The sequence below is a fragment of the Enorma shizhengliae genome (assembly GCF_009676995.1).
GTDB lineage: Bacteria > Actinomycetota > Coriobacteriia > Coriobacteriales > Coriobacteriaceae > Enorma > Enorma massiliensis.
This window is the reverse complement of sequence record NZ_VTFZ01000010.1, coordinates 39,036-51,849: the sequence shown is the minus strand read 5'-3', so window position 1 is coordinate 51,849 and position 12,814 is coordinate 39,036. Positions and strand designations below refer to the sequence as shown.

The window sequence follows — 12,814 nt, the reverse complement described above, 5'->3', positions numbered from 1 at the left end:
TGCGGGTTCGCTACATGAGGTTGCTTGTTTTCTTTGACCTGCCCGTTGATACAGCCGCGCAAAAGAAGAGCTATCGTGTGTTCAGAAAATGGCTGATAGGGGAGGGGTACCTCATGCTTCAGCAGTCGGTGTACGCAAAGTTGGTGGTCAATGAGGGCGCTGCCGGTGCCGCAGTTATGCGTTTGAGGAAACATAGGCCACCAGAAGGGCTTGTGCAAGTTCTTAGAGTAACTGAACGGCAATATGCGACGATGGACTATATCGTTGGAAATCGAAATGCGTATGATGAGGTTGATACCATGGAAGAGTTCATGGTGCTATAGCCATGAGGATTTGTTTTGATGGATTTGAGAACCCAATTGAGCTGAGATGGGCGCGCCCTTTTGTCCTTGAGGTCCACAATCGCGCCCTCTTTGCGCGCGTCTGCGATTCATTGGTTTCCTGTTATGGGGAGGACGCCTGCGAGGCGTATTCCATATGGGATGGGGAAAGGGAGGTTCGCCCGAGAAGCGCTTTTCTTGTAGTGCCTGATGCTTTGAATCTACCATGGGAGTCGAAGGACCTTGGCGGAAGGCTGTATTCTCTGCTTCAGGAGCGCCAGCTTGAGGATGAGGCGATCCGAGGCTTATTTGATAGCAGGTTCAGGGAGCTGCGTGGACTGGTGTCACAGCTTTTGGTTCAGCTAGAAGGGGACTACCGGTTTGGCCTAGAATGGGATTTACAGCGCTTCCTTAAAGCGTTTGGCTTCACGGTCGATTTTGATCAAGGGGCGGCGTTCATTGATAGGCTCATATTGTTTCTTGATTGTTGTGCCGATATGCAGGTTAATAAGGCTCTTCTATTCGTCAACCTTAAAACATTTCTGACCGAAAAAGAGGTCGCGAGGTTTTACGAGAGAGTGTTTTTTCATGAATTACGCGTGCTCATGTTGGAAAATGATGCCGACATGAATTCCTATGCACTCGAGGATAAAATGGTTGTTGACCAGCACTTTCTTGAGAGCTGATAAGTGTTTACCGGCAGGGTGCCCGTTCTCTTTGCAGGGAGAAACTTGCTCCATCGGTTTTGGAGCAGTGGCATTCTGACTGGTAATCAAACAGCCACCGTAGCAGGCGGGGCAACCTACCTGTTTTGGAGCAGTGGCATTCTGACTGGTAATCAAACGATTCTCAATCCTCGCCGTAGGCGTCGTAGTTTTGGAGCAGTGGCATTCTGACTGGTAATCAAACGGTCATCTGCGCCCGCGCGATGCAGGAGGAGTTTTGGAGCAGTGGCATTCTGACTGGTAATCAAACCACTCGTCCATTTGCAATTCGACTCAACGGTTTTGGAGCAGTGGCATTCTGACTGGTAATCAAACTTCGTCCGTGGATATCGAGATCGTGCGTCAGTTTTGGAGCAGTGGCATTCTGACTGGTAATCAAACAGGTACGGCACGCGCTTACGCTCCTTGATGTTTTGGAGCAGTGGCATTCTGACTGGTAATCAAACCCCGAAGTAGGAGTCGCCGACGAGATCCGCGTTTTGGAGCAGTGGCATTCTGACTGGTAATCAAACGTTGGCGAATGATTAAATCAAGCATCACCTGTTTTGGAGCAGTGGCATTCTGACTGGTAATCAAACATCGGGTTCGGGCGATCTTCCTGATGGGACGTTTTGGAGCAGTGGCATTCTGACTGGTAATCAAACGCCGCCTGCATCTCCCGCCTCGTCGGCGAGTTTTGGAGCAGTGGCATTCTGACTGGTAATCAAACGACCTCGCGACCGCCCAGGCGTCGCTCGAGTTTTGGAGCAGTGGCATTCTGACTGGTAATCAAACGCCTCCTCCACGGGTGGGTGAGAGGGAGCGTTTTGGAGCAGTGGCATTCTGACTGGTAATCAAACATAAGCCGAATGTTGAAGAGCCCATCGAGGTGTTTTGGAGCAGTGGCATTCTGACTGGTAATCAAACTGTAGGGTTTGGGGTCGCCAATGACGCGGTAGTTTTGGAGCAGTGGCATTCTGACTGGTAATCAAACGCAGAGCATGCGGTTGCCGTCGAAGTCGCGGTTTTGGAGCAGTGGCATTCTGACTGGTAATCAAACGCAGGTCATTTTATATGGAGGTGATTCTTAGTTTTGGAGCAGTGGCATTCTGACTGGTAATCAAACAGAAAACGGTGCCAGTGGCGCTGAAATGCGGTTTTGGAGCAGTGGCATTCTGACTGGTAATCAAACTTCATCAACGGCTGCATGATGCAGGTGCAGTTTTGGAGCAGTGGCATTCTGACTGGTAATCAAACATCGTCGAGGACATCACGGTTGAGTACTCGTTTTGGAGCAGTGGCATTCTGACTGGTAATCAAACGCCGATCATCGTCGGCTTCGTCGACTACGTGTTTTGGAGCAGTGGCATTCTGACTGGTAATCAAACTCCTCGTGCGCCTCGATGAAGTCGCACATGTTTTGGAGCAGTGGCATTCTGACTGGTAATCAAACCTGCCGGGGACGCGCACCGCCCTCTTGGGGTTTTGGAGCAGTGGCATTCTGACTGGTAATCAAACCGCACCGTCTACGGGTTGCGCGGGATTCTGTTTTGGAGCAGTGGCATTCTGACTGGTAATCAAACTTCGCAAAAGATAGCCTGCGAAACGTCTAGTTTTGGAGCAGTGGCATTCTGACTGGTAATCAAACCAGATACTCCACGCCTTACGCCGCGATCGTGTTTTGGAGCAGTGGCATTCTGACTGGTAATCAAACGTCGGAAAGGGAATAGGAAGCGTCCATCTTGTTTTGGAGCAGTGGCATTCTGACTGGTAATCAAACGCATGGACGCGCAGCTCAGCTCGTCCATCAGTTTTGGAGCAGTGGCATTCTGACCGGTAATCGCACGTGTTAGCGATGCTGCGGCAGAGCCGTGAAAGCCAGGGTGAGAGATATGGAAGAGAAGCCGATCTTCATCGCGCCGACCGCCCAACCGGGCGAGGTGCGCCTGTACGGCAACCGGATCGAGATTGATAGAAGGGGCCTGATAGGCACCTATACGAGGACCGTGTACCTCTGGAACGTCGCCTTCCTCGGATACTCCGGAGGCAAGGGTCTCGACATCGTCGCTCCCAACCACACGAGCACGGGGCTCGAGCTCAAGCGCAAGGACGATGCCCGCGCCCTCGTCGATCGCCTCAACGAGCTCATCGGCAGATAGCTCGTAGGACGCAAGGACCTCTCGATATATGGAGGTTTGCGAAGGACAATGTAAGAAAAACCTGAAGAGGCTGATAGGCATCTCGATCGATGGCGACACCGATGCGAGAAGGGGACACTTCTCCGACATTTCTCGTTATGGGGCAGTGACACTTTGGCCGGTAGCCAAACGTCTGGAGAAAGCAGCCTTGTCAAAATTTAATACCTCCCCTGTCTGTGAAAATCTATCCAAATTTGCGCTAAGTCGGTTTTTTCCTGCGGTTCGGGCGTTGGATTTGTCAACCACGCTGGTAGGCCGCTCGCGGCGAGCGTTCTACCAGCCTGTTGGGCGGCCGGCGCCCGCGTTCCGCAGAAAAAAAGACCGACTTAGCGCATTTTTGGCTTCATTTGCTCGGATAGGGGGTGTATAAAAAGTCGCGACTGCATCTCATGCGGACGCGACCTCCATCGCAGCTATGGCTTCCAGGTGGCTTGCTGATCCGGCGGGTTATAAAACTATTGAGATGCTGCCAAAGATGCAGATCTTCCAGTTTTGGAGCGGTGGCTTCCTGCTTTCTGGGCGGTAATCAAGCGACAAGGCGTGCGTAATAGCTGCTGAAGCCGTTTTGAACCTGTGGCGTTCTGGCTGGGGCCGTACTGTCGGTCGCGTATACGCCGTCCTCCTCTCATGCCGCCATCTGGTCGGCTTCCGTTCGGGTACAATGAGCTCGACGCGACTCGCGTCCCGGCTCTTGAGTTCACCTGGCCGGGGCGCGGGCCCTCCGCTTACCTCGGGCTAATCGTCACGGTCACATCGTCACGGTCACGCGGTAAGCGCAGCCATCGACCACGACGAGGAAGCGAAACGGCCCATTCACAGGCAAGCCGTAGCCGCGTTCGTGTGGCGAATCTGGTCCTTACATAATGCTGATGCGAAGCAAGCGGGGAGCTGTCACAATGATGCGTCGATGGAAGGGGCGCTGGGGCCATGTTGGCATGGCAGCGCTAGCTGAGACGCAGGGAGTGTGCATATATGTCTAAGGCTGCAGAGCTGTATCCGCAGGATGGAAGCATTGCCGGCGTGGCACCGGGCGGCGTGGCCGAGGTTCGGGAGCGCATTGCGCGCCGTATCGAGGCCATCGAGGAGCAGGCTCCCTTCGCGGTCGAGGTTCCCGCTGCGGCGGGGCCGGCAGAGCGCGAGACCTATGGCTGGATCGATTTCGGTCACTTGCCCAACACCCGCGACCTGGGCGGGCTCGCTGCCGCCGAGGGCTCACGCGTCAAGCCGGGCTTGCTGCTCCGCTCCGGCGCGCTCGGGTTTGGCAGCGATGCGGACCTCAGGCGGCTGCGCGATGAGTACCACCTCATGCTCGTGGTGGATCTTCGCAACGACGAGGAGCTCATCGAGATTCCCGATCCCATGGATGCTTTCCCTGGCGCGCGCTACGTGCATGCCGATATTCTCGCGCGCAGCGCGACGGGTATCACGCAGGAGAAGGCTACGCGCGAGAAAATCGCCCGCGAGCGTCGTGAGTTCGAGCGCTCGATGCGCGACGACTCCGATGACAGCATGGAAATCATGTACCGCTATCTGCTTATGAGTGCTTCGGGCATGCTCGGCTACCGTTCGCTCTTGCGGAGCATCATCGAGCTCCCGGAGGGTGCCGCGCTCTGGCACTGTTCGGTGGGCCGCGACCGCTGTGGTCTCGCTTCTGCGCTCGTTGAGACCGTGCTCGGAGTGAGCTGGGAAGATATCGAGGCGGATTATCTGGCAACGAACATCTTCGCCACAAATGAGCAAACGTTCAGTTACCCGGCGGTTATTCGCGCCCTGCGCACCGCCCGCGACGCGGCGAGCGAGCGCTACGGCAGCCTTATGGGGTATATCCACGAAGCGCTTGAGGTGACGCCTGCTGAGGTTGAGCAGCTGCGCGAGCGGTATCTGTCGTAGCGCGGCCGCAGCGCGGCGGCGGGCACTGCGCCTCGCGGCTCGGGCCTTTTCATGCGGACTTTTTGGTGTTATCAGCCGCGCTTTACCATGCGATAGTTTGTTAGCTCGATGCCGCGGCGCGTTACCGTTTGCCGCGCTGCGGCGCGGTAGCCATGGCGTTCAAAGAAGGGCTTTGCCGTAATGGACGCATCGACGTCGAGCGGGCGCGGCGCATCGCGCTCGAGCTCGCGCAAGAGAGCGCTGCCGATCCCCTCGCCAAGGCAAGAAGCCTGCACATAAAGACGGTCGATGTGGCCCCACGCGATGTTGCCGAACCCGATCAGCTTGCCTGCGTCGTCAACTGCAACGTAGGCTCGATGCGCCGCAAGGGAGGTTTTCCAGGCTTGGATGTCGGGGTCGGCGGGCGCCCAGGCATCGAGCTGGCCTGCAGAATATGCATCGGCGTTGACCGTGTGAACGGTCTCCCAGAAGAGCTCGAGAACGGCTGGAAGGTCCTCTTGCCGAAAAGGTCGAATGGCGAACGGAATGATCATGCACAGAGCTCCTCGCGCAAAAACACCAGCGTCTGCTCGCGAGCGCCTGTTTTGAGCTGTCGCTCGTAGCAAAGCTCCGGCGCGTAGCGGTAACCGATGTTGAACCGCGCGAGGTCTTCTGCCCGTTCAATGTGCTGTTCCGCCATCCACCGGACCATGGACCCACGGGCAATCTTGCTTGCGGTGGCGCGCTGCACGGGCTTTTCGCCTCGAAGGTCTTCGCCAAAGACACAGGTAACGATCTGTGTGGTGAGCGCCGTGTAGGGAAGAACCGCCTTGGCGTATTCGACGCTTGCGAGGTTCACGATGAGGGTGGGCTCAGTTTCCGTGGTGTCCCCGTGCATCGCCGCGCTTTCGATCGCGTCTGCGATGCGGCCGCCCCAGAACGCGTAGAGGTCGCGCGCGCCGTCGAGCGAAAGTTTAGCGCCCATTTCGAGCCGGTAGGGCTGGACGGCATCGAAGGGCCGCGCGCATCCATAGAAGCCCGAGAGAATCCAGAGGTGGTCTTGAAGCCACGAGAGCGCATCGAGGTCGAGCACCTCGGGCGCGAGGCTCTGGTACTGAATGCCGACGTAGGAAAACGCCGCCGCCGAAAGCGCGCGGGCAACATCCGGCTCATCGAGCTGCCCTTCGTCGAGAACGGACGTGAGGCCGTGCAGCCGCTCGATGTTCTGGTTGAGGAGCTTGTCGTTTACGCGCCAGAGGTCCTTGAGGCCGTCGGCACCTTGTTCGCGCTCGATGCGAAGGAGTTCCTGGCGCAGGCGCTCCGTCGCGGTGGGGAAGGGAGGAATGCCCTGCGGAGCGAACGCGTCTTGCGCTATGCGCATCTGCTTGGCGGGGGAGATGATGGCCTGGAGCATGGCGTCCTTTCAGAGCGTGTCGCGGTAGGCGCGACAGGGGGCGAGGTGGGGCAGCGGGGCAAGGAGGGGCGACGGCACGATTGTCTCACGCTCGGCGGGCGATACGCGGCAGTATGAGACAGTTTCACCCGGCACGATTGTCTCATGTGCTGATGGGTTACCGCTCGCGGAACGATGCTAGACCGTTCGCGGAGGGCGTTCGTGGAACCGTTCCATATTTGGACCGCTCGCCGAATCGTGAACGGTGGACGGCGCGGCGTACTCCATGAACGGTCATTTTGGAAACGTTTCATTTCTGGGAAAGAGCTGGCGAGCGATAATAAGGGCAACAGAAATTGGAAACGTTTCCAATTTCAATTCAAACGTGAGGAGGAAACTATCATGATGAATCGTCGTCAGTTCATCACGGCTGGGCTCGGTGCCACGGCAGGTGTCGCGGCGATCGCGGCTACGGGCTGCACGGGTGGCAGCGGGAATGGCAGCGCGGCGGGCAGCGGCAGCGCGAGCGCTGCGGGCGAGGTTTACTACCTCAACTTCAAGCCCGAGCAGGATGCCCAGTGGCAGGAACTCGCTAAGCTGTATACCGAGGAGACCGGTGTTCCCGTAACGGTGAAGACCGCCGCTTCCGGCCAGTATGAGACCACGCTGAAGTCCGAGATGGCCAAGTCCGAGGCTCCGACCCTCTTCCAGGTGAACGGCCCGGTTGGCCTGGCCTCGTGGACGGATTACTGCCTCGACCTCGACGACGCCGACGTCATGAAGACCCTCACCGACGATTCCTATGCCCTCAAGGGCGAGGACGGCAAAACCAAGGGCGTGGCCTACGTCATCGAGTCCTATGGCCTCATCTACAACAAGAGCCTGCTCGACCAGGCCGGTTACTCCGAGGCGGACATTACCAACTTCGATTCCCTGAAGAAGGTCGTCGAGGACATCACCGCCCGCAAGGACGAGCTCGGCTTTAGCGCCTTCACCTCTGCCGGCATGGATTCCAGCTCCGACTGGCGCTTCAAGACCCACCTGGCCAACCTCCCGATCTACTACGAGTACAAGGAGAAGGGCATCGACAACACCGACGCCATCGAGGGTCTCTATCTTGATAACTATCGCCAGATTTGGGACCTCTACATCAACAACGCCACCTGCGAGCCGGGCGTGCTCTCCACGAAGACCGCCGACGACGCCACCGCCGAGTTCGTGACCGGCCAGGCCGTGTTCTATCAGAACGGCACCTGGGAGTACGCGAACATCTCCGAGGTCGGCGACGACAACCTCGGCCTGATCCCGATTTACATCGGCGTCGAGGGCGAAGAGGACCAGGGCATCTGCACGGGCTCCGAGAACTACTGGTGCGTGAACAAGAACGCCTCCGAGGACAACATCCAGGCGACGCTCGACTTCATCAACTGGTGCGTGACGTCCGATACCGGCACCAAGGCCATGTGCGGCGCCGACGGCGCCATGCCCTCCGGTGAGGCCGGCATGGGCTTCGTGATCCCGTTCGAGGGCAACCAGCCTTCCGAGAACGTGCTCAACCAGATCGCCGACGAGGTCAACTCCGAGAAGACCCCGGTTTCCTGGAACTTCTCGACCATGCCGAGCGAGGAGTGGAAGAACGGCGTGGGCTCCGCTCTCACCACCTATGCTGCGGACCAGTCCGATGGCAACTGGGACGGCGTCGTGACCGCATTCGTCGATGGCTGGGCCACCGAGGCGGCCGCTGCGGCGGAGTAATCCGGTACATGCTGTAACGGGAGCCGGGCATCCGGCTTCCTGCCTGCATCGTAACGTCACGGCGGGCGGGGCAGGTTCCCGCCCGCCGTCGCTGTCTCTAGGGTAAGGAGGTCAGCATATGGAAAAAGCAATCAAGAAGTATTGGCCCGTCTTTTTGGTACCCACGCTCGTGTCGTTTCTCATCGGCTTCATCGTGCCGTTTATCTTGGGCGTGTGGCTGTCGTTCTGCGATTTCACCACGGTGACGGACGCGCAGTTCACCGGCATCGAGAACTACCTTCGTGCGTTCCAGGACACCATCTTCCAGCATGCGTTCTGGTACACGGCCCTCTTCGCCATCGTGTCGCTTCTCGTGATCAACGTCATCGCATTCGCGCTGGCGCTCGCCCTCACGCAGAAGATGCGCGGGACGAACCTCTTCCGCACGGTGTTCTTCATGCCCAACCTTATCGGCGGTATCGTGCTGGGCTATATCTGGCAGCTCATCTTCAACGGTATCCTGGCGCAGTACAGCCAAGCCATCAACCTCAATGAATGGTACGGCTTCGCGGGACTCGTGATCTTGGTCTCGTGGCAGCAGATCGGTTACATGATGATCGTCTACATCGCCGGCTTGCAGTCGATTCCCACCGACGTGCTCGAAGCCGCCGAGGTCGACGGCGCCGGTCCGTGGGAGCGCCTGAAGAGCGTCATCATCCCCATGATGATGCCCTCGATCACCATCTGCACGTTCCTCTCGATTACCAACGGCTTCAAGCTCTTCGACCAGAACCTGTCGCTTACGGCGGGCGAGCCCTCGAAGCTCTCCGAGCTCTTGGCGCTCAACATCTACAACACCTTCTACGGCCGTACCGGCTGGGAGGGCGTGGGCCAGGCGAAGGCCGTCATCTTCTGCCTCGTGGTCGTGGCCATCGGCCTCATCCAGCTGCGCGTGACGCGCTCCAAGGAGGTGCAGCAGTAAATGAAACGCAAGCATATCTTGAGTTGGGTGGGCACGGCGTTCTTCTGCGTGCTGTGCTTCATCTGGGTGCTGCCCATCATCATCGTGCTCATGGACTCGTTCAAGAGCCGCACCTTCATTAGCTTGCAGCCCTTCGAGTTGCCCACCGAACAGACCTTCGTGGGGCTCGAGAACTACATCCAGGCCATCGATCGCTATGGCTTCCTCGATGCGGTGTGGTGGACGGTCTTCATCACCATCGGCTCGGTCTTTGTCATCCTGCTGTGCTGCTCCATGTGCGCATGGTTCATCACCCGTGTGAGCAACCGGTTCAACCGGGCGGTCTACCTGCTGTGCGTGCTCTCGATGGTCGTGCCCTTCCAGATGGTCATGTTCACCCTGTCGCTCGTGGCCGATCGTTTGAGCCTCGACACCCCTTGGGGAATCATCATCATCTACCTCGGCTTTGGAGCAGGCCTTGCGGTCTTCATGTTCTGCGGCTTCGTGAAATCGATTCCCATCGAGATCGAGGAAGCTGCGCTCATCGACGGCTGCTCGCCGCTGCGCACCTTCTTCTCGGTGGTGCTTCCCATCATGAAGCCCACCTATATCTCGGTGGGCATCCTGCAAACCATGTGGATCTGGAACGACTTCCTCCTGCCGTACCTCGTGCTCGACACGAACGAGTACAAGACAATCTCCATCGTGATCCAGTTCATGAAGGGGTCGTACGGCCGCGTGGACATGGGTGCCATCATGGCGGCCCTCATCATGGCGGTCATCCCCGTGGTGGTGTTCTATCTGCTCTGCCAGAAGCACATCATCAAGGGCGTCGCCGCGGGCGCGGTCAAGGGCTAGGTCATCATGGACATCCGGGACATCGCACGGCTTTCCGGATACAGCCTGGGGACGGTTTCGCGCGTGCTGAACGGCCATCCGAACGTGAGCGACAAGGCGCGGATGCGCGTGCTCAAGGTGGTCGAGGAGGTTGGGTACGAGCCCAATTCGAACGCCCGCTTCCTGAAGATGCAGGGGCGCACGGCCATCGCCGTCTTCGTGAAGGGCGCGCGGAACCTGCTGTTCGCCGACATCCTCGAGCGCATCCAGGCGCTGCTCTCGGAGGCGGACGAGCAGGCCGACGTGGTGTACCTCGACGAGGATGAGAACGAGGTGCTCTATGCGATTCACTACCAGCAGGTGCGCCATCCCAAGGGCATGCTTTTCTTGGGCGGTGACCCGGCGTTCTTCAAGACGTCGTTCAGCCGGGTGAGCGTGCCGGGCGTGCTCGTGACCAACACCGCAGCCGGGCTGGCGTTCAAGAACCTTTCGAGCGTCTCGACGAACGACGTAGAGGCCGCGCGCGAGGTCGTGGAGTACCTGTTTTCCCGCGGCCATAGGCGCATCGGCATCGTGGGCGGCAACCGCGCGCTCAGCCAGGTGAGCGGTCGGCGCTTGCACGGTGCGGAGGAGGCGCTGCGGGCACACGGTATCGAGCTCGATTATGAGCGCGATTACGAGCCCTGCCACTTCTCGATGGAGGAGGGCTACGACGCAATGGTGAGGCTCATCATGCGTTCCCCGGACCTCACGGCCGTCTTCGCGCTCGGCGACGCGATCGCGCTCGGCGCGATGCGCGCGGTCTTCGATATGGGGCTGTCCATCCCCGGAGATTTGTCGCTCGTGGGGTTCGACGGGGTGAACTCATCGCAGTTCTCGATCCCGCGCCTCACGACGATCCGCCAAGACACCCGCCTCATCGCGACGCGGAGCGTGGAAACGCTTCTGGCTTGTTTGGGCGGCGAGACCAAGCCCGTGCGCGAGATGGTCCCGTTCCAGTTGCTCAAGCGCGAGAGCGTGCGGGCGCTTTTGCCAGAAGATCGTGCCGGTTCCGCACCCGTCGCAGATGGTGGCGACGATGCGTCCAATGCCGTTGCGGCGACGGTCGGCGTTTCGGCCGGCCGCGCTCCCGAGACGGCAAAAGCGGGACGGACCCGTGCGCGGGCGTTCCGGGTTCAGGTTAGTGAAAGGAGGGGAGTGATATGAGGCGTTCCGGCATCTTGATGCCCATGACCGCCCTGCCCTCGCCGTGGGGCGTCGGTACGCTCGGCGCCGAGGCGCGTGCGTTCGTGGACTTCCTCTCCGCCGCGGGCCAATCGGTTTGGCAACTGCTGCCAATCGGACCGACGAGCTACGGCGATTCCCCTTATCAGTCCTTCTCTTCGTTTGCAGGCAATCCCTATCTCATCGATCTTGATGATCTGGCAGGGGAGGGCTTGCTCGAGCCGGGCGAGTACGAGGGGCGCTTCTGGGGCGATGACCCCGCGCGCGTTGATTACGGGGCGCTCTACGAGGGCCGCTTCGACGTGCTTCGCCGCGCGGTGGAGCGCCTTAAGAACGCGCGCGCCGACGAGCTCCGGGCTTTTTGCGAGCGCGAGAGCGCATGGCTCGACGATTATGCGCTCTTCATGGCAATCAAGGGCGACCATGGCGGCGCCGCGCTCTCGACGTGGGAGCCGGGGCTGCGCATGCGCGCCCCCGAAGATCTTGCCGTCGCTCGCAGCGAGCTCGCCTGCGAAGTGCGTTTCTGGAAGGGCGTGCAGTGCCTCTTCTTCAGGCAGTGGGCGCGCCTCCACGCCTATGCTCGCGAACACGGGATCGAGCTCATGGGCGACCTTCCCATCTATGTGGCCGAGGACAGCGCGGACCTCTGGGCGCATCCCGAGCAGTTCCAGCTGGATGAGGACCTTCGTCCTCGCGAGGTCGCGGGGTGCCCTCCCGATGGCTTTTCCGATACGGGCCAGCTTTGGGGCAATCCGCTCTTCGCCTGGGAGCGCATGGCGGAAGACGGTTACGCATGGTGGATTGAGCGCATTTCCTACCAGCTCGATTTCTACGACATCTTGCGCATCGACCATTTCCGCGGCTTCGATTCCTACTATGCCATCCCGGCGGGAGCGTCGACCGCAGCGGGCGGGCGCTGGCAGCCCGGCCCGGGCAAGGCGTTCTTCTCGGCGCTCGAGGCGAAGCTCGGCCCGTGTCCCATCGTGGCCGAGGACCTTGGCTTCTTGACGCCCTCGGTGTACCGCCTGCTTTCCGACACCGGCTATCCGGGCATGAAGGTGCTGCAATTCGCCTTCGATAGCAGGGATGGCGGCGGAAGCTTGTACCAGCCGCACAACTACACGCCGCATTGCGTCGCGTATGTGGGCACGCACGACAACGATACCGCGCTCGGCTGGCTGCGCACCGCGGATGCAGGCGACGTTGCGCTCGCCCGCGAGTACCTGCATCTCGACGTAGCTGAAGGCGAGGGCTGGGGCATGATGCGCGCCATCTGGTCGAGCGTTGCGGACCTTTCGATCGTGACCATGCAGGACGTGCTGGGCTTGGGAAGCGATGCCCGTATCAACACGCCCTCGACGCTCGGCGGAAACTGGTGCTGGCGTGCGCTGCCGGGCTACGCGACCGAGCAGGTCGCGCGTCGTCTTCATCGAGCGATGGAGCTCTATGGCCGCTTGCCGAAGGCGGAGGTTGCGGCACGGGATGCCGCGCTGAACGCCGAGGCCGCGGCGGAGGCATGGGCCGCGCAAAGCGATGCCCGTGTGCAGTCATCCGAGGAAACTACCCGATAAGGA

The 12,814-nt window shown here is 59.6% G+C and carries 11 protein-coding genes and 1 CRISPR repeat array; of the genes, 9 read left to right on the top strand and 2 right to left on the bottom strand.

Translation table 11 applies throughout. From position 1 onward, the window contains the following. Nucleotides 1-14 precede the first annotated feature (14 nt). From cas2 to GJE22_RS07795, 4 genes are all read left to right on the top strand, one after another. Nucleotides 15-323, top strand: a complete 309-nt coding sequence (gene cas2 / locus GJE22_RS07810) for a CRISPR-associated endonuclease Cas2 (protein ID WP_087186282.1) — start codon at nt 15-17, stop codon at nt 321-323. Nucleotides 324-325: 2 nt separating this feature from the next. Further along, complete coding sequence (gene csn2 / locus GJE22_RS07805) at nt 326-1,006, top strand: type II-A CRISPR-associated protein Csn2 (protein ID WP_087186200.1); 681 nt, start codon at nt 326-328, stop codon at nt 1,004-1,006. A 56-nt stretch (nt 1,007-1,062) separates the two neighbouring features. Further along, nucleotides 1,063-2,870: direct repeats of the CRISPR family, unit length 36 nt; unit sequence GTTTTGGAGCAGTGGCATTCTGACTGGTAATCAAAC. 46 nt (nt 2,871-2,916) lie between these two features. Then, nucleotides 2,917-3,183 carry a hypothetical protein gene (locus GJE22_RS07800; protein ID WP_087186201.1) on the top strand — a complete coding sequence of 89 codons (267 nt, stop codon included), beginning with the start codon at nt 2,917-2,919 and terminating at the stop codon, nt 3,181-3,183. A gap of 1,011 nt (nt 3,184-4,194) precedes the next feature. Further along, entirely contained in the window at nt 4,195-5,112 is a 918-nt protein-coding gene (locus GJE22_RS07795) for a tyrosine-protein phosphatase (protein ID WP_144687903.1), read from the top strand. A 71-nt stretch (nt 5,113-5,183) separates the two neighbouring features. On the opposite strand, the gene GJE22_RS07790 is transcribed toward GJE22_RS07795, so the two are convergent. Then, on the bottom strand, nt 5,184-5,645 hold the full coding sequence (locus GJE22_RS07790; RefSeq protein WP_144687902.1) for a GNAT family N-acetyltransferase: 462 nt from the start codon (nt 5,643-5,645) through the stop codon (nt 5,184-5,186). Further along, the gene (locus GJE22_RS07785; RefSeq protein ID WP_144687901.1) at nt 5,642-6,505 is read right to left on the bottom strand and encodes a YaaA family protein; all 864 of its coding nucleotides are present in this window, start codon (nt 6,503-6,505) and stop codon (nt 5,642-5,644) included. Before GJE22_RS07785 ends, GJE22_RS07790 begins: the two co-directional genes overlap by 4 nt. A gap of 381 nt (nt 6,506-6,886) precedes the next feature. Between GJE22_RS07785 and GJE22_RS07780 the strand changes: the two genes are divergently transcribed. The 5 genes from GJE22_RS07780 (at nt 6,887) to malQ (ending at nt 12,811) form a co-directional block, all read left to right on the top strand. Beyond that, nucleotides 6,887-8,239, top strand: coding sequence for an ABC transporter substrate-binding protein (locus GJE22_RS07780; RefSeq protein WP_144687900.1), 1,353 nt, complete (start codon nt 6,887-6,889; stop codon nt 8,237-8,239). A gap of 118 nt (nt 8,240-8,357) precedes the next feature. Next, nucleotides 8,358-9,200, top strand: coding sequence for a carbohydrate ABC transporter permease (locus GJE22_RS07775; RefSeq protein ID WP_019128006.1), 843 nt, complete (start codon nt 8,358-8,360; stop codon nt 9,198-9,200). Further along, entirely contained in the window at nt 9,201-10,037 is an 837-nt protein-coding gene (locus GJE22_RS07770; RefSeq protein WP_144687899.1) for a carbohydrate ABC transporter permease, read from the top strand. A 6-nt stretch (nt 10,038-10,043) separates the two neighbouring features. After that, on the top strand, nt 10,044-11,222 hold the full coding sequence (locus tag GJE22_RS07765) for a LacI family DNA-binding transcriptional regulator (protein WP_144687898.1): 1,179 nt from the start codon (nt 10,044-10,046) through the stop codon (nt 11,220-11,222). Continuing rightward, complete coding sequence (malQ, locus tag GJE22_RS07760) at nt 11,219-12,811, top strand: 4-alpha-glucanotransferase (RefSeq protein ID WP_144687897.1); 1,593 nt, start codon at nt 11,219-11,221, stop codon at nt 12,809-12,811. Before GJE22_RS07765 ends, malQ begins: the two co-directional genes overlap by 4 nt. Nucleotides 12,812-12,814 lie beyond the last annotated feature (3 nt).

Excerpts from the sequence above, each read along its gene's own strand:
- csn2 (WP_087186200.1), top strand. The coding sequence starts at position 326 with ATGAGGATTTGTTTTGATGGATTTGAGAACCCAATTGAGCTGAGATGG.
- GJE22_RS07785 (WP_144687901.1), bottom strand. The coding sequence starts at position 6,505 with ATGCTCCAGGCCATCATCTCCCCCGCCAAGCAGATGCGCATAGCGCAA.
- GJE22_RS07770 (WP_144687899.1), top strand. The coding sequence starts at position 9,201 with ATGAAACGCAAGCATATCTTGAGTTGGGTGGGCACGGCGTTCTTCTGC.
- GJE22_RS07795 (WP_144687903.1), top strand. The coding sequence starts at position 4,195 with ATGTCTAAGGCTGCAGAGCTGTATCCGCAGGATGGAAGCATTGCCGGC.
- GJE22_RS07790 (WP_144687902.1), bottom strand. The coding sequence starts at position 5,645 with ATGATCATTCCGTTCGCCATTCGACCTTTTCGGCAAGAGGACCTTCCA.
- GJE22_RS07800 (WP_087186201.1), top strand. The coding sequence starts at position 2,917 with ATGGAAGAGAAGCCGATCTTCATCGCGCCGACCGCCCAACCGGGCGAG.
- GJE22_RS07775 (WP_019128006.1), top strand. The coding sequence starts at position 8,358 with ATGGAAAAAGCAATCAAGAAGTATTGGCCCGTCTTTTTGGTACCCACG.
- cas2 (WP_087186282.1), top strand. The coding sequence starts at position 15 with ATGAGGTTGCTTGTTTTCTTTGACCTGCCCGTTGATACAGCCGCGCAA.
- GJE22_RS07765 (WP_144687898.1), top strand. The coding sequence starts at position 10,044 with ATGGACATCCGGGACATCGCACGGCTTTCCGGATACAGCCTGGGGACG.
- GJE22_RS07780 (WP_144687900.1), top strand. The coding sequence starts at position 6,887 with ATGATGAATCGTCGTCAGTTCATCACGGCTGGGCTCGGTGCCACGGCA.
- malQ (WP_144687897.1), top strand. The coding sequence starts at position 11,219 with ATGAGGCGTTCCGGCATCTTGATGCCCATGACCGCCCTGCCCTCGCCG.